Annotated in this window: 20 protein-coding genes; 4 read left to right on the top strand and 16 right to left on the bottom strand. The window is 66.7% G+C overall.

Features of this window, described 5'->3' with window-relative positions; genetic code table 11:
• Positions 1-257: 257 nt before the first annotated feature.
• The gene (locus tag HB677_RS08270) at positions 258-1,268 is read left to right on the top strand and encodes an ATP-binding cassette domain-containing protein (RefSeq protein ID WP_213815198.1); all 1,011 of its coding nucleotides are present in this window, start codon (positions 258-260) and stop codon (positions 1,266-1,268) included.
• Entirely contained in the window at positions 1,268-2,038 is a 771-nt protein-coding gene (locus tag HB677_RS08265; RefSeq protein WP_213815197.1) for an ABC transporter permease, read from the top strand. The genes HB677_RS08270 and HB677_RS08265 overlap by 1 nt, the downstream gene beginning before the upstream one ends.
• Before the next feature lie 3 nt (positions 2,039-2,041).
• Here HB677_RS08265 and HB677_RS08260 read toward each other — a convergent pair whose 3' ends face one another.
• The 13 genes from HB677_RS08260 to hrcA all read right to left on the bottom strand — a co-directional run bounded on the left by HB677_RS08260 (position 2,042) and on the right by hrcA (position 16,424).
• Positions 2,042-5,020: an AAA family ATPase gene (locus tag HB677_RS08260; protein ID WP_213815196.1), complete on the bottom strand. Its 2,979-nt coding sequence runs from the start codon at positions 5,018-5,020 to the stop codon at positions 2,042-2,044.
• A 119-nt stretch (positions 5,021-5,139) separates the two neighbouring features.
• Complete coding sequence (locus HB677_RS08255; RefSeq protein ID WP_213815195.1) at positions 5,140-6,558, bottom strand: ABC transporter permease; 1,419 nt, start codon at positions 6,556-6,558, stop codon at positions 5,140-5,142.
• Positions 6,555-7,316, bottom strand: coding sequence for an ABC transporter ATP-binding protein (locus tag HB677_RS08250; protein WP_213815194.1), 762 nt, complete (start codon positions 7,314-7,316; stop codon positions 6,555-6,557). Before HB677_RS08250 ends, HB677_RS08255 begins: the two co-directional genes overlap by 4 nt.
• 82 nt (positions 7,317-7,398) lie before the next feature.
• Positions 7,399-8,073 carry a response regulator transcription factor gene (locus tag HB677_RS08245; protein WP_307852524.1) on the bottom strand — a complete coding sequence of 225 codons (675 nt, stop codon included), beginning with the start codon at positions 8,071-8,073 and terminating at the stop codon, positions 7,399-7,401.
• Positions 8,070-9,266 (bottom strand): sensor histidine kinase, encoded by a 1,197-nt coding sequence (locus HB677_RS08240; RefSeq protein ID WP_213815192.1) that lies wholly within the window; start codon positions 9,264-9,266, stop codon positions 8,070-8,072. Before HB677_RS08240 ends, HB677_RS08245 begins: the two co-directional genes overlap by 4 nt.
• A 78-nt stretch (positions 9,267-9,344) precedes the next feature.
• Positions 9,345-10,253, bottom strand: a complete 909-nt coding sequence (gene era / locus HB677_RS08235) for a GTPase Era (protein WP_213815191.1) — start codon at positions 10,251-10,253, stop codon at positions 9,345-9,347.
• A gap of 44 nt (positions 10,254-10,297) precedes the next feature.
• Positions 10,298-11,635 carry a hemolysin family protein gene (locus tag HB677_RS08230; protein ID WP_213815190.1) on the bottom strand — a complete coding sequence of 446 codons (1,338 nt, stop codon included), beginning with the start codon at positions 11,633-11,635 and terminating at the stop codon, positions 10,298-10,300.
• 4 nt (positions 11,636-11,639) lie between these two features.
• Complete coding sequence (gene ybeY / locus HB677_RS08225) at positions 11,640-12,101, bottom strand: rRNA maturation RNase YbeY (protein WP_213815189.1); 462 nt, start codon at positions 12,099-12,101, stop codon at positions 11,640-11,642.
• On the bottom strand, positions 12,102-13,076 hold the full coding sequence (locus HB677_RS08220) for a PhoH family protein (RefSeq protein ID WP_213815262.1): 975 nt from the start codon (positions 13,074-13,076) through the stop codon (positions 12,102-12,104).
• A 67-nt stretch (positions 13,077-13,143) separates the two neighbouring features.
• Positions 13,144-13,497: a histidine triad nucleotide-binding protein gene (locus tag HB677_RS08215; RefSeq protein ID WP_213815188.1), complete on the bottom strand. Its 354-nt coding sequence runs from the start codon at positions 13,495-13,497 to the stop codon at positions 13,144-13,146.
• Positions 13,498-13,522: 25 nt separating this feature from the next.
• Complete coding sequence (locus tag HB677_RS08210; protein ID WP_213815187.1) at positions 13,523-14,251, bottom strand: 16S rRNA (uracil(1498)-N(3))-methyltransferase; 729 nt, start codon at positions 14,249-14,251, stop codon at positions 13,523-13,525.
• 46 nt (positions 14,252-14,297) lie between these two features.
• Positions 14,298-15,401, bottom strand: a complete 1,104-nt coding sequence (gene dnaJ, locus HB677_RS08205; RefSeq protein WP_213815186.1) for a molecular chaperone DnaJ — start codon at positions 15,399-15,401, stop codon at positions 14,298-14,300.
• Positions 15,402-16,424 (bottom strand): heat-inducible transcriptional repressor HrcA, encoded by a 1,023-nt coding sequence (gene hrcA / locus HB677_RS08200; protein ID WP_213815185.1) that lies wholly within the window; start codon positions 16,422-16,424, stop codon positions 15,402-15,404.
• Between the two features lie 213 nt (positions 16,425-16,637).
• Between hrcA and HB677_RS08195 the strand changes: the two genes are divergently transcribed.
• Together HB677_RS08195 and HB677_RS08190 are read left to right on the top strand one after the other, a co-directional pair.
• On the top strand, positions 16,638-17,039 hold the full coding sequence (locus tag HB677_RS08195) for a DUF4870 domain-containing protein (protein WP_213815184.1): 402 nt from the start codon (positions 16,638-16,640) through the stop codon (positions 17,037-17,039).
• Positions 17,040-17,107: 68 nt separating this feature from the next.
• Positions 17,108-17,482: a DUF4870 domain-containing protein gene (locus tag HB677_RS08190; protein ID WP_213815183.1), complete on the top strand. Its 375-nt coding sequence runs from the start codon at positions 17,108-17,110 to the stop codon at positions 17,480-17,482.
• 11 nt (positions 17,483-17,493) lie between these two features.
• Here the strand turns inward: HB677_RS08190 and hemW are convergent, their stop codons facing one another.
• Genes hemW through lepA form a run of 3 tightly spaced genes read right to left on the bottom strand, consistent with a single transcriptional unit; the run spans position 17,494 to position 21,296 of the window.
• Positions 17,494-18,771 carry a radical SAM family heme chaperone HemW gene (hemW, locus tag HB677_RS08185; RefSeq protein ID WP_213815182.1) on the bottom strand — a complete coding sequence of 426 codons (1,278 nt, stop codon included), beginning with the start codon at positions 18,769-18,771 and terminating at the stop codon, positions 17,494-17,496.
• A 12-nt stretch (positions 18,772-18,783) separates the two neighbouring features.
• On the bottom strand, positions 18,784-19,443 hold the full coding sequence (locus HB677_RS08180; RefSeq protein WP_307852523.1) for a DUF1990 domain-containing protein: 660 nt from the start codon (positions 19,441-19,443) through the stop codon (positions 18,784-18,786).
• Positions 19,443-21,296, bottom strand: coding sequence for a translation elongation factor 4 (gene lepA / locus HB677_RS08175; protein ID WP_213815181.1), 1,854 nt, complete (start codon positions 21,294-21,296; stop codon positions 19,443-19,445). Before lepA ends, HB677_RS08180 begins: the two co-directional genes overlap by 1 nt.
• Positions 21,297-21,300: the final 4 nt, after the last annotated feature.

Genomic DNA, 21,300 nt, shown 5'->3' with positions numbered 1-21,300 from the left:
GTTTTCTCTTCGCTTGAGTGGTCAGCCAACGACAAACTCCGCGACGAGTGAGGCCTGAAGTTAGGACTCGTCGCGGCAGCTAAGGAGAAGCAGACCGAACAACACCATTCGAGGGTAGCACTGCAGGACTGTGCAGTCTTCTCCGAAATCGTCGAGGGACGAGCGGATGCCCCGGGCCGCGGCTCCCCGGCAGGCCGCTGTCATCCCGTGACAGCCCGTGACAGCGGCGTGACACCGCACCCCGGGCACCATCGGTGATGACCCAAGGAGGAATCAGGACTGCTGCAATCGAAGCACGCGGCCTCACCAAGCATTTCGGAAAGACCGTCGCCCTCGACGGCATCGATCTCACCGTCGAGCCCGGGCGCGTGCTCGGCGTGCTCGGCCCCAACGGCGCCGGCAAGACCACCGCCGTGCGCATTCTCGCGACGCTGCTCACACCCGACGCCGGATCGGCGAAGATCGCCGGATTCGACGTCGTCGACTCGCCCTCGGAGGTGCGCCGCCGCATCGGGCTGACGGGACAGTACGCGAGCGTTGACGAGGACCTCACGGGCATCGAGAACCTCGTGATGATCGGACGCCTGCTCGAGCTCTCGCGCATCGACGCCAAGACGCGGGCCACGGAGTTGCTCGAGGAGTTTGACCTCACGTCCGCCGGGCGGCGCCTCGCAAAGACCTACTCGGGCGGCATGCGCCGCCGGCTCGACCTCGCCGCCTCCCTCATCGGGCGACCGAGCGTTGTCTACCTGGACGAGCCCACCACCGGACTCGACCCTGCCAAGCGGGACGACGTCTGGGAGATGGTGCGCTCGCTCACCCGCTCCGGAACGACGGTGCTGCTGACCACCCAGTACCTCGAGGAGGCCGACGCCCTCGCCAACGAGATCACCGTCATCGACCACGGGCGCGTGATCGCCCACGACACCCCGCAGGGGCTCAAGCGGCAGGTGGGTGGGCAAACCCTCGAGGTGCGTCCCACCGATGTGCGTGACCTGGAGCGGGTGACAGCGCTGCTGGCGTCCGTCGGCACCCGCGCCCCGGAGCATCCGTCCGTCGACCTGGTCTCCGTGCCGGTGGCAAACGCGGACGCCTTCACCGCGACCGTCACCCGCCTCGCTGCCGAAAACATCGCCGTCACCGAGATGTCGCTGCGGCTGCCCAGCCTCGATGAGGTCTTCTACTCCCTGACCGGGCACGTCGAGGCGGGCTCCGCCAGCGACGAATCCCCGATCGACACCCCCGCAACGGAAGGAGCGGCAGCCTGATGGTCCGCGACTCACTCATCCTCGCCCAACGCACCGTCACCAAGATGGTGCGCAACCCGGAACAGTTCATCGACGTAACGGTGCAGCCGATCATCATGACGGTGATCTTCGTGTTCATCTTCGGCGGCGCGATCGCCGGCAACAGTCACGACTACCTGCAGCTGACGCTCCCCGGCATCATCGTGCAGACGATCATGTTCACCTCGCTCACCATCGGCGTGAACCTCAATACCGACCTCAAGAACGGCGTGTTCGACCGGTTCCGTTCGCTGCCGATCTCCCGCTCCGCTCCCCTGCTGGGCGCGGTCAGCGGTGACATCGTGCGTCACACGATCGCGATCGCCGTGACCTTGGCGTTCGGTTCGCTCATCGGGTTCCGCTTCCTGACCTCCCCGCTCGAGGTGGTCGGCGCCGTGCTGCTGATGATCGTGTTCGCCGTCAGCCTGTGCTGGATCTCGGTCTTCATCGGCATGCTGGCGCGTAGCTCCGGGGCAGTGCAGGGACTGTCGTTCCTCATCGTGTTCCCGCTCACGTTCGGGTCCTCGACCTTCGTGCCCGCGTCGACGCTGCCCACCTGGTTGCAGGGCTGGGTCGCGATCAACCCGGTGACGCACGTGATCGAGGCGATGCGCGGCTTGCTGGTCGGACCGTCCATCATGAGTCCCGGAACGACCGTCGGTGGTGAGGTCGCGTGGGTTCTCGGATGGTGCGTGGTTCTGGTCGCCGTGTTCTTCCCGCTGGCCACCTGGGCCTACCGCAAGAAGATCTAGCGTCTATTCGACGAGGTGGCGCAGCGCTTCGATGGCGATCGGGCGGGATGGGGTGGATGCCCCGTTCCGCCCGATTCCGGCGTCCGCCGCTTTCTCGATTCGCACCACGGCGGGTGCCGTGGCATCGTACGCACCGACGATCGCGGTCGACAGGTCCAGCGCGCGCAGCGCCTCGGGGACATCACCCCGTGCCAGTGCGAGCCACCCGAGATTCAGGGCGAGCTCGCCGATGATCGGGTGGTCCATGGTGATGAGGGCGAAGCGGGCGGCCGAGCGGAGTGCTTCCGTCGCGGCATCCAGTTCCCCCTGCATGATGCAGACTTCTGCCCGCGCCATCTCGGCCCAGGCGAGGATCTGCGAGGGCATCCCCGGCCACTCGTGGGCAATCTCGTCGATCGAGACGAGGCACTCCTGCGCGGCGGGGATGTCACCGAAGGCGAGGTAGACCGAGACGGCGGACACACGGGCCTGCAGAAGGGTGCGGGCGTTACCGCTTGCCCGAGCCCCATCGAGCAGCTGCTCGGCACGCTTCTTCGCCAGGTCGAACTTTCCCTGCCGCAGAAGGATCCGAATGGCGAGCCCCGCCTGCTGGGCGACATCCCAGTTAGAGGTGAGCGACTGGGTGGTCGAGATTGACGCCTCGACGAGCGCGTACGCCTCGTCGAGGGATCCCTGCAGCGTCAGCCACTCGGCCCGCAATTGCTGCGCGAGCGTGAGTGCCCAGAGATCCCCAATCTCGGCGAACTGCGCGACCGCCTGCGCCGAGTTCTCGCCGAGTTCGTCAATATCGCCGCGGTTTTGGGCGACCGCTGCCCGAACGACGTGCAGGAGCGCGGTGGGCCAGGGACCGAGTCCCAGGTCCTCGCCGCGGGGCAATTGGACATTGATCATCCACTCACCGGCGGTGCCAGCGCCCCGGAACGACTCCAGCAGCACGGGAACCAACTGGATAAGGTCATTGCCGCTTCCGGCAGCCGCCGCCTTCAGGCTGGAGATGTCTTCCAGCGCGGAGGCGATGATGGAGTCGAGAGCCAACCTCTCGCTCGGGGGATCGCCCGCGGTGGACCCCATGTTCGATGCGCTCACCGCCTGAATGATGGGCACAAGCAGCCGCACGAGCCTGGCGTCTTCTGCCTCCGCGTCATCGGCCCCGACCGCTCCGGCACCATCTGCACCATCGGTGTTCGCGACCTGCCCTGCCGACATTGCCGCAAGGCTCGGGAACCAGAACGTTGCGTCGTCCTCGCGGTCGCGGATCGCCCAGTACCAGGCCGACGACATGGCAAGTTGCAACGCGCGATTCGCTTGTCCTGTTTGGGCCGCGTATCGCAGGGCCGCGCCGATGTTGTCGTCCTCGGCGTCGAACCAGACGATCGCCTCGCGAATGCGCGGCCCCCGCAACAGCGGATCGGTCTCCCGCGCGCGCATCGTGATGTACGCCACCTGCGCGTCGCGCGCCTGCGCCAGCAGGCCATCTTCTGCGAGGCGCTCCACCCCGTATTCGCGAATGGTCTCGAGCGCGCGGTAGCGTCCCCGCACCCGCTGCAGCAACGACCGGTCCACGAGGGAGTCGAGGGCGGATGCCTCGGAGAGCCCCATCGCGCTCGCCGCCCGCGTCGCGTCCCGCACGCCGATGCCACCCGGGAACACCGCAATGCTCGTGAGTGCGCGTCGCTCGTCCGCCGACAGGAGGCTCCAGCTCCAGTCGATCATCGCGCGCAGCGTCTGGTGCCGTGGCAGGGCGGTGCGGAATCCGCCGGACAGAAGCGTAAAGCGGCTGTCGAGACCCTCGAGCACCTCCGCTGGCGTCATGGTGCGCAGTTTCGCAGCCGCCAATTCGATGGCAAGCGGAAGTCCATCGAGCCGGACGCAGATGCGGGCGGCCGTGATGAGCTCGCCGTGGGACGGCTCCTCCCCGGTCGCGGCGAGGGCGCGTTGACGGAAGAGTTCCACCGCTGCGTACGCTGTCAGCGCCGCGTCATCCAAACCAGCGAGGTCGTCGTCGGCCGGCGTAGGAAGTGCTCCGACCCCGACGAACGCTTCGCCCGCGACGCCGAGGGGCTCGCGGCTGGTGGCGAGGATGCGCAGATGTGGGAGGTACGTCAGCAGGTCGTGCGCAAGCGCTGCGGCCTCCGCGATGACGTGCTCGCAGTTGTCGAGCACGAGCAGCACGTCCCGGCCGTGGATCGTCTCGAGCACCCGTTCCCGGGCGCCCGTCGGCTCGGCACTCGCGTCGATGCTGCGCAGTTCGCGTCCCGTCGCGGCGGCGACTGCCGCGTACAGCTCCTCCGGACCGACCGGGGCAAGCTCGACGAGGTATGAGCCGGGCCGGGCCGACGCCGTCTCCACCGCGAGCCGGGTCTTACCCGCGCCGCCCGTGCCGATGATGGTGACGAGCCTGCTGAGCGAGAGCTGCTCCGCGATCTTCTCGAGCTCACGTTCACGGCCTACCAGCGAGGTCAGCGGTGTCGGAATGGGCGGGGCCTGCGCCGGCGCGGGTCCACCGGGAGTTACCCCACCCAGCTCGAGTGCCCGTGCCCGGTCCCGCGCGAGATCGCGTTCGAACCAGTCAAAGTTGGTCGATGGGACCCAGGGCTCCCCCGCCCACAACCCGAGCGCTTCGCTGGCGATGCGGGACGCGTCATCCGGTGTCTGCGCGTTCGACGCCGCGGCGACAAGGTCGCCGAATACCAGAGCATCGACGTCGGTGCGGGCCAGCGTCAGGCGGTACCCACCGACGGTGGATTCGATCGCGCCGGAGGGAAGCTGCGACCGCAGCCGGGACACGATCGACTGCAGTGCTGCGCGGGCGTTGTCCGGAGCGTCGAGCGACCAGATGTCCTCGGCGATCGCCCGGTAGCTGACCGCAGACCCCGCGTCGACGGCGAGCCTGAACAGCACGGCGAGCTGCATCGCGCCCGTTACCGAAATGGACCGGCCATCGTGCTCGATGCGCAGTCCGCCCAGCAGTCCGATATGCACGGTCCAACTCTATGACCGGGGCGGGCACGGCCGGGACACGGCGAGCCGCACCGGACCGCCATGGCGGGGAGCGCCGGGCCACGCACGCGCTGCCCCGTGTGGCCCGACGCGGCCGGCGCTCAGTCCACCGCGAGGGCGATGACCGGTGTCACCCGGGTCGCACGACGCGACGGAGCGATGGATGCCACGAGCGTGAGTACCCCGGCGGCGACGATGATCACCCCGAGCAGCGGTAGCGGTATCGCGGGCCAGATGATCCCCGGACTGCCGGTGATACCCCCGAGCAGCGACTGTGCTCCCGCCCAGCCGTAGACGGTGCCGAGCACGAGTCCGACGAGCACCGCCGCCGTGGTGAGCTGCGCACTTTCGGCGAGGATCATCGACCGCATCTGGCGCCCGGTGAACCCCAGCGCCCGCAAGAGACCCAGCTCCCTGCGGCGCTGCAGCACGCTGAGCGACAGGTTGTTGACCATGCCGACGGCCGCGATGAGCGCACTGAAACCGATGAGCACCGAAAAGACCACCACGGTGATCTGGAGCGACTCGTCGATCCCGCCGTAGTAGGTGGGGTTGGCGGCCTGCGCACGCAACAACATCTGCTGGTAGCTCTCCACCGCGACCGCGAACATCGTGACGAGGGTGACGCCGATGACAAGTCCGATCGTGGTGCGCGAGCTGCGTTCCGGGTACCGCACCGCATTCTCGGCGGCGAGCCGGGCCGGCGCGCTGCGGCCGAACGCCCTGCCCACCAGCCGCAGCGCCGGCGGCATCACGAGCTGGGCACCGAGCACGATTCCGGTGAAGGAGAAGAGGCCACCGACGATCCCGATGAGCACGCCGAGCGGCGACACCAGTCCCACGACCACTCCGGCGATCAGCAGCGCCGTTCCGATGGCGAACAGGGTGATCGCGATCCCGTTGCGGGCACGACGGGATCCCACCTCCTCGAGCGAGTGCTCCTGGGCCGCCCCCGTCGCCTGCATGGGCGAGACCACCAGCACCCGCCGGGACCCCACCCACGACGCCAACCAGGTGGTGAGCACCACAGCGACGATCGGAAGCACAAGATCAGGGTGCACGTACCCGTACGGCAGGTCGGGGATCGTACCCGCCGCCGTGCCAACGCCCACGAGCGCGACAGTAGCCGCGGTGCCCACGACGGTTCCCACCAGGGCCCCGATCACGCCGACGGCGAGGCCCTCCCGCGCGACCGCGCGCCGCTGGGTGACCGCGCTCGATCCGATGAGACGCAGCAGCGCGATCGTCCGGGTGCGCCCGGCAATGATCGTCGCGAAGGTGTTGGACGTGACGATGGATGACACGTAGACGGCGATCACGATGAACACCGCAGACACGATCCGCAGCAGGGCCGCCACGGTGCGGCTGTCGCCGGTCACATCGTCCGCCTCGATGATCTGCGTGAGCATCCCCGTGGCCTGCAGCAGGCACACCCCGAACGCCGCGCTGATCGTCGCCACGAGGATGCTGGGCGTGTGCTCGCGGGCGTTGAAGGCTCCGAACCGTGATCGGCGGCTCATGATGCCCGCTCCATGCCGAGCATGAAGCTGCTGATTTCCTCGGCTGTCGACCGGGAGCGCTCCTCGACCACGCGACCGTCCGCGAGAAACAGGATCCGGTCGGCGAAGCTCGCCGCAATGGGATCGTGGGTGACCATCGCGATGCTCTGACCGTACTGGGCGCTGGCGGCCGCAAGCAGTGACAGCACCTCGCGGCCGGTGCGGGAGTCGAGGTTTCCGGTCGGCTCGTCGGCGAACACCAGGTCGGGGCGGGAACCGAGGGCCCGCGCGATCGCGACGCGCTGCTGTTGGCCACCCGAGAGCTCGTGCGGCCGGTGCCGCAGCCGCGGGGCAAGGCCGAGCGTGTCGATCAACTGGTCCACCCACTGGCGTTCCTGTGTCGTGGGACGGCGCCCGTCCAGCTCGAACGGCAGCAGGATGTTGCCCTCGACGTCGAGGGTCGGCACCAGGTTGAACGATTGAAATACGAATCCCACCCGGCGTCGTCGCAGCAGGGTCAGCTCGGTGTCGCTCATCCCCGTGATGTCCGTATCGCCGAGCCAGACCCGGCCAGAGGTCGGCGAGTCGAGCCCCGCCATGATGTGCATCAGCGTGGACTTACCCGATCCGCTCGGTCCCATAATCGCCGTGAACTGTCCGCGCTTCAGCCCGATCGAGACGTCCGAGAGCGCGGAGACGATGGTGCTGCCCGCACCGTACGACTTGGTGAGGCCGGCGACGCGGGCAACGACGCCGGGATCTTGTGTGATTGTTTCCATGTCATCAAGGCTTTCGGATGACCCGGGGTGCGCGAATCAAGCGAGAGAGGTCATCCCCTCCCCCTGCAGGATGATTCGCGGGTCAGTCGACAAGGCGGTTTTCGAACGCGAATACCACCAGTTGCACGCGATCGCGCAGCGACAGCTTCCCGAGGATGCGGCTGATGTGCGTCTTCACCGTCGCCTCGCTGAGGAACTCCGCCGAGGCGATCTCGGCGTTGCTGAGCCCGCGGGCGGCCAACAGGAAGATGTCGTTCTCCCGCGCGGTGAGGGTGCCGAAGGAATCGGGGGCGGCCGGCGCCTGCGCCTGCGAGTCGAAGTGCTGGAACAACTCGCGCGTGGCCGCGGCGGCGATCACCGCGGTTCCGGCGTGCACGGTGCGGATGGCGGCGAGCAGAAATTCCGGGTCCGTGTCCTTGAGGAGGAAGCCGCTCGCTCCCCCACGAATGGCCCGGGTCGCCGCCTCGTCGAGGTCGAAGGTCGTAAGCACGATCACGCGCGGAGGGCGATCGCCGCGGGCGTCTGCGGCGGCGAGGATCGACCTCGTCGACTCGATGCCGTCCATCACCGGCATCCGGATGTCCATCAGGATGACGTCCGGCCGTGCTTCCGCCGCCATCGTGATCCCGTCGACGCCATTACCCGCCTCGCCGACGAACTCCAGGTCCGGCTGGGAGGAGACGAGCATGCGGATGCCCGCACGGAACAGCGCCTGGTCGTCAACGAGCCCGACGCGGATGGTCCCAGTCTCGGTCACGAGCGCACCGCCGCCGCCGTCGGCACCGACGCCATGACCACGAACCGGTTGTCGCGGGGCAACGCGGTGAGCCATCCCCCGGCGAGGGTCGCGCGCTCGCGCATGCCGGCGAGGCCGTGCCCAAGTCGCAGTTCGCCGGTGTGCGGGGATGCGGTGAGTGCGCTGTCGATGGTGACCTCCAGGTCGGTTGCCGTCCAGTTGAACAGCACGGTTACTTCTTTGAGCACGTTGCCGTGCCTCAGGACATTGGTGAGTGCTTCCTGCACGATGCGGTAGATCGCCAGCTGCTGGCCGGTTCCCAGCTGCAGCGGCGGACCGACTGTCTCGTCACGGATGAGGAGACCGGATGCGCGCAGCTGGTCGAGCAGGCGGTCGAGCTCGGCGAGTCCCGGTTGCGGGCCCTCGGCCTGGCTGTGCCGCAGCTGCCCGAGCAACAGTCGCACGTCGGCAAGGGCGTCCCGTGCTGTCGACGAAATGGCCGTGAGTGCGCCATCCACCGCCGCCGGATCGCTCGCCCGGGCATAGCGGGCACCGTCGGCCTGCGCGATCACGACGGCGAGCGAGTGCGCGACAACGTCGTGCATGTCGCGGGCGATCCGGTTGCGCTCCTGCTCGACGATGACACCCTGCTCGGCGATCTCCGCCTGCCGGCTCGCCTCGATCTCGGCCTCCTTGTTTTCCCGCGCCACGACGCGGGTGCGGACGAGGAGGCCCACCGTCCAGGGCAGCCCGAGCAGAACGAGCATCGCGATGAAGAGGAAGAAGAACTGCACGATCCGCTGCGCGTCCAGCGACAGGTCGCCGGAACCGAAGTTGAGACCAAAGATATCGCCGTTGCCGGACAGCACGAGGTACATGCTGCCCAGCAGCGAACCCACCCCGACCGAGACCAGACCTGCCCACTTGACGACGCGACCGCCGTACGCCGCGGACGTGTAGAGCACCGCGAGGATGGCGAAGTCCGTGAAGGTGGGGGTGAGGTTCACCACGTACATCTGGCCGAGGGCTGCAACCCACGACACACTGAGCGACCATGCCGGTGCGATCCTGCGCAGCAGCAGCGCAATGGTCAGGGCGGCAGCAAGAAGGTACTCGGCCCCGCGCCCGCCGCTCAGCGCAAAGGACGACGCCAGGAACAGCCCCGCGATGACGATGTCCACCGCGAGCTGGTAGGGGCGGAGAAAACGGAACATACGGTACACGCTAGGCGGAATCAGGCGCCGCGCATCGCGAGAACGACGGAAATCATCCTCGCGATGTAGGGACCGCGACTAGAAGCCGAGGCGCCCCAGCTGCTTGGGGTCGCGCTGCCAGTCCTTTGCCACCTTCACGCGGATCGACAGGAACACCTGCTTGCCCACGAGCTTCTCGATCTGCACACGCGCGCGGGCGCCGACGTCCTGCAGGCGCTCGCCCTTGTGGCCGATGATGATGCCCTTCTGGCTGTCGCGTTCGACGAAGAGGTTGGCGTAGATCTCGACGAGGTCCTTGTCGTCGCGCTCGATCATGTCATCGATGGTGACGGCGATCGAGTGCGGGAGTTCGTCTTCGACGCCCTCGAGCACCGCCTCGCGGATGAGCTCGCTGACGCGGGCCTCGATGCTCTCGTCGGTGATCGCGTCGGACGGGTAGAGCGCCTGCGACGTCGGCATGAGCTTGATCAGCTGGGTGGTGAGGGTGTCGAGCTGAATGCGACTTGTCGACGAGATCGGAACGATGGCTTCCCAGTCGCGCAGTTCACTGACGGCCAGGAGCTGCTGGGCGACGGCGGGGCGACTGGCCGCGTCGATCTTGGTGACGATCGCAACCTTCTTTGCCCGCGGAAAGCTGTCCAGCTGCTCGTTGATGTACTTGTCGCCAGGCCCGATCTTCTCGTTGGCGGGAATGCAGAACCCAACGATGTCGACGTCGGCGAGGGTGTCCTGCACGATGCTGTTCAGACGCTCACCGAGCAGGGTGCGCGGCCGGTGCATACCGGGGGTGTCCACCACGATCAGCTGGCCGTTGCCCTGGTGCACGATGCCGCGGATGGCCCGGCGGGTCGTTTGAGGCTTGGATGACGTGATCGCCACCTTCTCGCCGACGAGCGCGTTGGTCAGGGTCGACTTGCCGACGTTGGGGCGGCCGACGAAGCTGACGAAGCCGGCCCGGAAGTCGGAGTCGGGCGTGAGGTGGGACATGTGCGTGTTCCTTTGTGTGGAGCGCTGATCGGAAGTACGGGAGGTTAGGCGGAGGGTTCGCGCGATGCGGCGGCGGTCTCGCCCGTGTGGGGTGCGTCGTTGGCGCCAAACGCCGCCTGCGCGTCGAGGAGTTCCTGGTCTGCCTCGACCAGGATGGTGCTGACGCGCTTGCGGCGGCCCTCGGTGCGTTCGGCCGTGAGAATCAGCCCGGACGCCGTGGCGACGGAGCCGGTGATGGGCAGCCTGCCGAGCGACTTCGTGAGCAGTCCACCGACGGAGTCCACCTCGTCATCGTCGAGCTCGATGCCGAACAGGTCCCCGAGCTCGTCCACCGACATGCGGGCACTCACGCGGAAACGGCCGGGCTCGATCTCCTCGAACTCCGCGACCTCGCGGTCGTACTCGTCCGAGATCTCCCCCACAAGTTCCTCGATGAGGTCCTCAAGGGTGACGAGGCCCGCGATTCCGCCGTACTCGTCGACCACCATGGCGAGGTGATTGGATTCGAGCTGCATCTGGCGCAGCGTGTCATCCGCTTTCTTGGATTCCGGCACAAACAGGGCGGGCCTCGACAACTCGACGACGCTGGGCGCGTGCGAGTCGAGGGTCTGCTCGTATGTGACGCGGGCGACGTCGCGGAGGTAGAGCACGCCGAGGATCTCGTCGATGTCGGTACCGACGACGGGCACGCGTGACACGCCGCGACTGAGGAAGAGCCCCATGGCGTGGTCGAGGGTGTCGTCGTCGTCGATCGTGATCATGTCGGTGCGGGGCACCATCACCTCGCGCACGACGGTGTCGTTGAACTCGAAGATCGAGTGGATGAGTTCGCGGTCGTCTTCCTCGAGCACGTCGAGCTCCGTGGCCTCGTCGACCATGCTGAGCAGCTGCTCCTCGCTCGAGAACGTTGCGTTCTTCGGGCGGCCGGGCGTGACGCGGTTGCCGATCGCGACCAGAGCGTTGGCAATCGGACCGAGAAAGACACGGATGGAGTGGATGACCGCTGCCGAGAACCTCAGCACGGACCGCGCGTGAGCACGACCGACGCTCCGCGGGCTGGAACCCACGAGCACGAACGAGACCGCGGTCATCAGCAGGGCACTGGCCAGCAGGGCCCACCACCACTCGGTGAGCGAGTACGCGAACACGAGCGACACGAGCACGGCCGCCGTTGTCTCGGACACGACACGCATGAAGTTGATGGCATTGACGTGCGCTCCGCCGTCTTCGGCGATGGCCAGGAGCGACCGGCGTGACCGGCTGTGGGAGGCAAGGTCGATGATGTCGGTGCGGCTGAGCACCTGCAGTGCGGCATCGGCCGCCGCGAGGAGCCCGCCGAAGACGACGAGCACAACCGCAACGACGATGAAGGTGGCGATCATCGGATCAACGTCGTCGCTCTGCCATGGCGAATCCAACCAGGAGGTCGCGCTGCAGGCCGAACATTTCCTTCTCGTCTTCGGGTTCGGCGTGGTCGAAACCCAGCAGGTGCAGCAGGCCGTGGGTCGTCAGCAACAGCATTTCCTCGAGGGGGCTGTGCCCGGCGGCCTCCGCCTGCACGACGGCAACCTGCGGGCAGACGACGATGTCGCCGAGCAACCCTGGCTCGGTCGGCATGTCCTCGGAGCCGGGGCGCAGTTCGTCCATCGGAAAACTCAGGACGTCGGTGGGGCCTGGCTCGTCCATCCACTGCACGTGGAGCTGCTCCATGGCGGCTTCGTCGACGAACAGGATCGCCAGTTCGGCGTCCGGGTGCACGTGCAACTGGTCGAGGTTGTACGCGATCAGCCGCTGGATCTTGGGCTCGTCGACGTCGATGCCTGACTCGTTGTTGATCTCGATCGACATTTAGCGACCCCACCTCTTGTCTGGTCGTGCCGGTCGGTTCTTGTCTTCTTCGAACTTTGCTGCCTGGCGCTCTGCGTCGTACTTCGTGTAGGCGTCGACGATCTGACCGACGAGCGTGTGTCGCACCACATCGGCGCTGGTCAGACGGGAGAAGTGGATGTCTTCGATCTCCTCGAGCACGCGGGTGACGAGCTGCAGTCCGCTCGCGCCGACGGGCAGGTCGACCTGCGTGATGTCGCCGGTGATGACCATCTTGGAGCCGTGTCCCAGGCGGGTCAGGAACATCTTCATCTGCTCTGGCGTGGTGTTCTGCGCCTCGTCGAGCACGATGAAGGCGTTGTTGAGCGTGCGGCCGCGCATGTACGCGAGGGGGGCGACCTCGACGGTGCCCGAGGCGAGCAGCTTCGGCACGATCTCCGGGTCCATCATCTCGTTGAGCGCGTCGTACAGGGGGCGCAGGTACGGGTCGATCTTGTCGGTCAGGGTGCCGGGCAGGAATCCGAGGCGCTCGCCCGCCTCGACGGCGGGGCGCGTCAGGATGATCCGCTCGACCTCCTTGCGCTGCAGGGCCTGTACCGCCTTCGCCATGGCGAGGTAGGTCTTTCCCGTTCCCGCCGGTCCGATGCCAAACACGATCGTGTTGGTGTCGACGGCGTCGACATACTCCTTCTGTCCGAGGGTCTTCGGACGGATGCTCTTACCGCGGCTCGTGAGAATCGCCTGGCTCAGCAGCTCGGCCGGGCTCCCGGCGTTTGCGTCGAGAATGCGGGCCGAGGACGTCACGTCCGCAGACCCGAGGTCGGCACCATTGCGCACCATCTGTATGAGTTCCTCCACCAGCCGCCGCGCGGCCTCTACCTGCGCGGCCTCGCCGTTCAGGGTGATTTCGTTGCCCCGAACGAGCACCTGCACGTCGGGATACTGCCGCTCAATGGTTTTGAGCAGGCGGTCCTGGGGACCCAGGAGCCGCACCATCGCCACGCCGTCCACCCTTAAGTCGACCCGGACAGTGCCGGCGTCGGAGTTGTGGGGGAAACTGTCGCTACTGGGCAAGGGAGCCTTCCTCGAGTGCCCCACCCAGCACGTGGGCGTGGACGTGGAACACGGTTTGACCGGCGCTTTCACCGGAGTTGAAAATCAGACGGAACTCGCCACCGGCGTATTCGGCGGCGAGGGCATTGGCCGTCGCGACGACCTCGGCGAGCAGTGCCGGGTCGCCCGCAGCCAGCTCGGAGACATTCGCGTACTCCTGCGTCTTCGGAACGACGAGCAGGTGCACGGGAGCCTTCGGCGCGATGTCGCGAAACGCGATGACCGAGTCGTTTTCGAAGACGATATCGGCCGGAATTTCGCGCGCGACGATGCGGGTGAAGATCGACGGTTCGGCGGAAGTCATAGTGCCCAGCTTAATGGGTGGCCCCCTACCAACGCCCGAGTTTCGCGCTCAGCACAGCGATGGCTGCCGGTCCGGCGGTCGAGGTCCGCAGCACCGTGCGCCCGAGACGGACAATGGATGCCCCGGCGGTCCGCAGCGCGTGAAGTTCCTGGTCCGCGATCCCACCCTCGGGACCGACCACGAGCACCACGTCGCGGGTGTCGGTCTCGATCTCGGTCAGTGCCTGCTCCCCGGTCGGGTCGAGCACAAGCACCTGTGCGGACGCGGCAAGGGCAACGAGCTGCTTGGTGGAGACGAGGTCGGCGACCTCGGGCATCCAGGCACGAACGGACTGCTTGGTCGCCTCACGCACGATGGCAACCCAGCGGTCGTGTCCCTTGACGACCTTTGCGCCCTCCCACCGGGAAATGCTGCGGGACGCCGACCACGGGATGACTCCGTCCACGCCGAGCTCAGTTGCTGCCTGCACCGCAAGCTCGTCGCGGTCGCCCTTCGCCAGGGCCTGCGCCAGCCAGATGGCGGGGGCCGCGGCCGGTTCGAGCTGCACCGACTCGACGTCGATGGTCAGCTGCGTGGCATCCGCTGTCCGCACCGTTCCGGAGACGACGAGACCGGCGCCATTGCCCATGGTGAGGGCGTCGCCCGGCTTGACCCGGCTGACCGTGACGGCATGACGCGCTTCCGCGCCAACGAGTTCCGCGGTGCCACCGATCTCGGCGGACAGGAGAAACTCGTTGAGGTAGAAGTGCGCCATGCGCTCACTTTCGTCGTGCGGTGCTGGGGTAGACGGGCCGGGGTCGCTAGACGTTGAGGAAGCGGTCCCGCAGCTTGGCGAAGAGGCCCTGCTGGAAGTGCGCGAGGTGCGGGGCAACCGACTTCTGCGACTTCGCGAGCTCCTTGATGAGGTTCTGCTCCTTGTGGTTCAGCTTGGTGGGGGTGACCACCTGGATGCCGATCTTCAGGTCGCCCCGGCCGCTGCCACGCAGGTGCGTGATACCGCGGTCGCGGACGGTCAGGACTTCAGCGCTCTGGGTGCCCGCCTTGATATCGAGAGTCACTTCGCCATCGAGGGTCTTCAGGGTCGTCGTCGTTCCGAGGATCGCGTCGGTCATCTGCACCTCGAGCGTGGCGAGCAGGTCGTCACCGTTGCGGCTGAAGGTCTCGTGGTGGCGCACCTTGACCTCGAGGTACAGGTCGCCCTGCGGTCCTCCGGCGGGTCCAACCTCGCCCTGCGACGGCATCTGCAGACGCAGGCCCGTCTCGACACCGGCGGGGATGTCCACCGAGATGGTGCGGGTCGCGCGCACGCGGCCCTGGCCCTGGCAGGTGGGGCACGGGTTCGGGATGACGGTGCCGTATCCACGGCAGGTACCGCAGGGGCTTGAGGTCATGACGTTGCCGAGCAGGCTCCGGACTGCGCGCTGGATGGAGCCGCTTCCGTGGCAGATGTCGCAGGTGACGGGGGACGTCCCCGGCGCACAGCAGCTGCCGTTGCAGGTCTCGCAGAGAACCGCGGTGTTGACCTCGATATCGCGCTTCGTGCCGAAGACGATCTCATCCAGGTCCATCTCGACGCGGATGAGAGCGTCCTGTCCGCGTTCGCGGCGGGACTTCGGCCCGCGGGTCTGCCCGCCACCGAAGAACGTCTCGAAGATGTCGCCGAATCCACCGAAGCCCTGGCCGCCCCCGCCGAAACTCGGCTGTGGGCCGAGGTCGTACTGCTGGCGCTGCTGGGGGTCACTGAGAACGTCGTAGGCGTGCGTGACCAGCTTGAACTGGTCGGATGCCTCCGGGTCCGGGTTGACGTCGGGGTGAAGCTCCCGGGCAAGACGGCGGTACGCCTTCTTGATCTCTTCGGGAGTGGCGTTGTTGTCTACGCCGAGTACTTCGTAATGGTCTGCCACTTATTCCTCACCGAGCAGCCGCGTCAGGTAGCGAGCGACTGCTCGTACCGCGGCAATGTTGTTCGAATAGTCCATGCGTGTTGGGCCCAACACGCCAAGTCGTGCAATGCTTCCCCCGGATGACGCGTACCCGCTGGTCAGAACCGAGGTCTCCCCCAGCCCGAACACCGCGTTTTCGCGCCCGATGCTCACCGACACTCCGTTTTGGTCGACGGCCATTTCGCTGAAGAGCTTGAGGAGAGTCACCTGCTCCTCGATCGCCTCCATCACCGGGAAAATGCTTCCGGAGAAGTCATCTTCCGTACGAACGAGGTTCGCAGCTCCGGCCATCACGAGCTTGTCCTGGCGGTTTGCCGCGACCTGCTCGATAAGGCTCGTGGTGATCAGGCCGACGATGGCCCGCCGGTCCTGGGGAAACTGGTCCGGCATTGCCGCCAGCGCATCGGCCGCTTCGGCGAGACCGAGCCCGCCGATCGACGCGTTCAGGCGGGTGCGCAGCTCGGCGAGGAACACCTCGTCGAGGGGAAACGACACGTCGAGCATCCGCTGTTCCACGCGTCCGCTGTCCGTGATGAACACGGTCATCAACCGGGTCAGCGTGAGGGGGACGATCTCGATGTGACGGACGCGGGAGCGGGCGAGCGACGGATACTGCACGAGCGCCACCTGCCGGGTGAGCTGGGAGAGCAGACGGACGGTGCGCGCGAGCACGTCGTCGAGGTCGACGGATTGCCCGAGGAACGCTTCGATCGCCTGCCGTTGCGCGCCGGTGAGCGGACGAACATCGGCGAGGTGATCGACGAAGACGCGGTAGCCCTTGTCCGTCGGCACACGTCCAGACGATGTGTGGGGCGCCGTAATGAGGTCCTCTTCTTCGAGGAGCGCCATGTCGTTGCGGATCGTCGCCGCAGACACGCCGAAGGAGTGGCGTTCCACGATGGACTTGGAGCCGACCGGCTCCCGGGACGCCACATAATCCTGCACAATGACGCGAAGTACTTCGAGGCTGCGCTCCGAAACCATTCGATGCACCCCTTTCCTTCTGTGACTGGCACTCGTCGATCGTGACTGCCAATTCTACCCGAGGGTGAGGCAAATCGTCGTTGCACGCCACCAGCGGGAGGCACTACCTTGTGCTTGTACTGCGTATCCCTCACATGGGGGACCCACGCGCGGGCTATCCGGCCCGCCTCGTTCTCCGGGACCAAGCCGCGTTTTCTTGAAAGGCGACAGATCATGACCGAATCAAACCCGCACCCCGCCTCCGCACCGGGCGCTCCGCTCTCCCCCGCGGAGGACCGCCAGTGGGCGTCGTTTGCGCACTTTGGCAACATCATCCCGCTGATCCCCGCGCTCGTTATCTACCTCGTCTTCAAGGACCGTGGCACGCTCACGCGCCAGGAGTCGAAGGAAGCACTGAACTGGACGATCAACGTCGTCGGCATCATCATCGCCGGCAACATCGTGGCGACGATCCTGGGGTTCATTCCGATCATCGGCATCATCGTTGGTTTGCTCATCGGCCTGATCATCTGGGTCGTGTACGTGCTCAACCTCGTGTTTGCCATCATGGGCGGCGTGAAGGTCAACGGCGGTGGCTCGTACCGCTACCCGTTCAACATCCGCTGGATCAAGTAGCGCGAAGCGCTCCCCCAGTTCCACGAAGGTCGGGCGGTTCGCCCGGCCTTCTTGGTTTAATGGAAACCATGTCCGAGTCAACGCCTCCGCACGATCCCTCCGCCCCGCTCGGCCCACCGCTGGCAATGCGCGACCAGAAGATGTGGGCGACGCTCGTGCACATCGGTGGAATCTTCCTGGCGTTCCTGCCGTCCCTCGTCGGCTACCTGACGCTCAAGGACAGGGGGCGGTTCGTGCGGGATCACACCATCTCCGCGCTGAACTTCCAGCTGACCTTCCTCATCGTTTCCGCCATCGGATGGATCACGTCCCTCATCGCGGTCGGCGTCGTTATCCTCGCCGTGGCGGGAGTGCTCATCATCATCTTCAGCATCTTCGCTGCGCTGGCCGCCAACCGCGGCGAGCAGTACACCTACCCGCTGAGCTACCGCTTCATCAAATAGGGGGCGGGGAACTAATCCTCGAGCAGACGCCGCACGACGGCGTCGGCCAACAGCCTGCCGCGCAGGGTCAATTCGATCGTCCCGTGCATTGCCGCGCGCGCGTCCACCAGCTCGTCGGCGATGAGGCCGGCGACCGCGGTGCGTCCCTGCGGCGTCAGATCGCTGATCGCCAGTCCCTGGCGGATGCGGGTACTGAGCAAAACTCGCTCGACGCGCCGGGTCTCATCGTCAAGCGTTTCCCGACCGGCCGCCGGGGACAGCCCGGCACCGATGCGGTCGGCATACGCCGCCGGGTGCTTGACGTTCCACCACCGCACGCCGCCGACGTGACTGTGTGCGCCGGGACCGATGCCCCACCAGTCGTGGCCCTGCCAGTACGCGAGATTGTGCCGCGAGCGGTAGTCCGAGTCGCTCTCGGCGGGTCGGCCGACGCCGGGAATGCCGTCGGCCCCACGGTCGCCGCGCGCCCAGTTGCTGACCTCGTACCAGGAGTACCCGGCCCCGGTCAGCAGGCCGTCAACCAGCTCGTACATGTCGGCCTGGAGGTCGTCGTCGGGCATCGCCAGCTCGCCGCGGCGGATCTGCCGGGCCAGCTTGGTGCCGTCCTCGACAATGAGCGCGTAGGCGGAGATGTGGTCGGGCGATTGCGCGAGAGCGTGCTCGACGGACGCCCGCCAGTCCTCGATGCTCTCCCCCGGGGTTCCGTAGATGAGGTCGAGGCTGACCTGCAGCCCCGCCTGCCGAGCCCACTCCACAACGAGGGGCACCCGCGCTGGGTCGTGCGTGCGCTCGAGAGTGGCGAGCACGTGTGGCACCGCCGACTGCATGCCGAAGGACACCCGGGTGAACCCGGCGGCACGCAGCGCGAGCAGGTAGTCCAGATCGACGGAGTCGGGGTTCGCCTCCGTCGTGACCTCCGCGCCGGGCACGAGCCCCCACGTGTCAACAACCGACGACAGCATGGCCGTCAGGTCGGTCACCGGAAGCATCGTGGGAGTTCCCCCACCGAAGAACACGGTGGACACCGGGCGGGCGGGCAACCCCGACGCGGCGATCACGTGGGCGGCCTGGTGCACCTCATCGATCGCCTGGCCGGCGTAGTCCGACCTCTTTGCTCCGCGCAGTTCCTCGGCGGTGTACGTGTTGAAGTCGCAGTATCCGCAGCGCACGCGACAGAAGGGCACGTGAAGATAGACACCGAAATTGCGGGATGACGCGTCCGCCGTTACGGAGGCGGGCAAGAGTCCGTCCGCGGGAGCCGGGTCGGCGAGGGGTAAGGCGCTGGGCATGGGTGACGCGTTCTATTCTGCGATTGGGCCGGCGAGCGAACGCTCGTACCGGCGGGTGAAGATCGCCTGCATGACCCGGAGCCCCGGGTACGCGATCCACCAGAACCAGCGGGAGGGGCGCGAAAACGCGCGGATCGTGAGCCAGACCGAACCATCGTCGGTGCGTTCGACGATCCAGGCTTCTTCGCCGCTCTCGGGGTGACCGACGAGTGTGCCGTACCCGAATCCCTTGCGCTGCGGCTCGTCGACCACGTAGACGACGCGCACGGGCGCGCTGAACTTGAGGGGACCCACGGGGATGACGACATTGGCCGAGTCCCCCGGCTTGATGAACGCGGTGCCATCGGGGGCGTACACGGCGTGGCCACCGGCGTCCGTGGTGGCGGGCTCGACCGGCACTCCGTTGTCATCGAAGACCACGGGTGTGTAGGTCATGTCGGTGACGGCGGCGGGGGCATCGCTCGGGTGCACGATCATCCCGCTCATCCTCTGCACTCCCCAGGTGAGGGTCTGGGTCCAGGCGTACTCCCACCGGGCGTCGCCGAAGCCGAGACGCACACGGCGGGTGATCGCGCGGAAGCCGACCGGCGGGTGCTGCATGAGGTCATCGGCCTGCGTGGCGCCGACAGCTCCGTAGCTGACCGGACGCTCCCACAGGGCGCGTGACTTCACTACTTCTTGTCCTTCTTCGTTTCCGTGTCTCCCGTGAGCGCAGCAACGAACGCTTCCTGAGGGACTTCGACGCGTCCGACCATCTTCATGCGCTTCTTGCCCTCTTTTTGCTTCTCGAGGAGCTTGCGCTTGCGGGTGATGTCGCCGCCGTAGCACTTGGCGAGGACGTCCTTGCGCATGGCGCTGATCGACTCGCGGGCGATAATGCGGGCGCCGATGGCGGCCTGGATCGGTACCTCGAACTGCTGGCGCGGGATGAGCTTCTTGAGGCGCTCGGTCATCAGCACACCGTAGGCATACGCCTTGTCGCGATGCACGATGGCACTGAACGCGTCAACGGCCTCGCCCTGCAGGAGGATGTCGACCTTCACGAGGTCGGCATCCTGCGATCCGGTGGGTTCGTAGTCGAGGCTCGCGTACCCGGCGGTCTTGCTCTTGAGCTGGTCGAAGAAGTCGAAGACAATCTCGCCGAGCGGCATCGTGTAGTGCAGTTCGACGCGGTCCTCGCCGACGTACTCCATGCCGTTCATGGTGCCGCGGCGACCCTGGCAGAGTTCCATGACGGTTCCGACGTAGTCCTTGGGCAGCAGGATCGATGCCTTCACGACGGGCTCGCTGACGGAAGCAATCTTGCCGCCCGGGAACTCGCTCGGGTTGGTCACGGTGACGGTCTTTTTGTCGTCCGTCGTGACCTCGTAGATCACCGAGGGCGCGGTGGCGATGAGGTCGATGCCGAACTCGCGCTCCAGGCGCTCCGTGATGATCTCCAGGTGCAGCAGCCCGAGGAAGCCACAGCGGAATCCGAAGCCGAGAGCGACGGATGTCTCGGGCTCGTACACCAGTGCGGCGTCCGACAACTTGAGCTTGTCGAGCGCCTCACGCAGCAGCGGGTAGTCGGACCCGTCGATCGGGTACAGCCCCGAGAACACCATGGGCATCGGTTCGGAGTAACCCTTGAGCGCGACGGTCGCGGGCTTGGCGTGGTTGGTCACCGTGTCGCCGACCTTGGACAGGCGCACGTCCTTGACGCCCGTGATGAGGTAGCCGACCTCGCCGACGCCCAGCCCCTTTGTCGGGGTGGGCTCCGGAGCGCTCACGCCGATCTCGAGCACTTCGTGAGCACTCTTGGTGCTCATCATCATGATCTTCTCGCGCGGGGTCAGCTGACCATCGATCATGCGAACGTAGGTGATGACGCCGCGGTAGGCGTCATAGACGGAGTCAAAGATCATCGCGCGGGCCGGGGCATCCGCATCGCCCTTGGGAGCCGGGATGAGGCGCGTTGCCTGGTCGAGCAGCTCAGCGACGCCGACGCCGGTCTTGCCGGACACGAGGAGGATGTCCTCGGGCTTGCACCCGATGAGACCGACGATCTCCTTGATGTACTTCTCGGGATCGGCGGCGGGAAGGTCGATCTTGTTGAGCACCGGAATGATCGTGAGGTCATTCTCGAGTGCGAGGTAGAGGTTGGCGAGCGTCTGCGCCTCGATGCCCTGGGCGGCGTCCACCAGCAGGATGGCACCCTCGCAGGCGGCCAGCGAGCGGGACACCTCGTAGGTGAAGTCGACGTGCCCGGGGGTATCGATCATGTTGAGGGCGTAGGTCTGCCCATCGAGTTCCCACGGCATGCGTACTGCCTGGCTCTTGATGGTGATGCCGCGCTCACGCTCGATATCCATGCGGTCGAGGTACTGGGCACGCATATCGCGGTCGCTGACAACACCAGTGATCTGCAACATGCGGTCGGCCAGGGTCGACTTTCCGTGGTCGATGTGGGCGATGATGCAGAAGTTGCGGATGAACGCTGGGTCGGTCGAGGCAGGCTCGAGGGCCTTGAGTGCGCGCGGAGACATTTGT

This window comes from Glaciihabitans sp. dw_435 (genome assembly GCF_018449675.1).
Taxonomy (GTDB): domain Bacteria; phylum Actinomycetota; class Actinomycetes; order Actinomycetales; family Microbacteriaceae; genus Glaciihabitans.
This window is presented reverse-complemented; position numbering and strand designations above follow the sequence as displayed.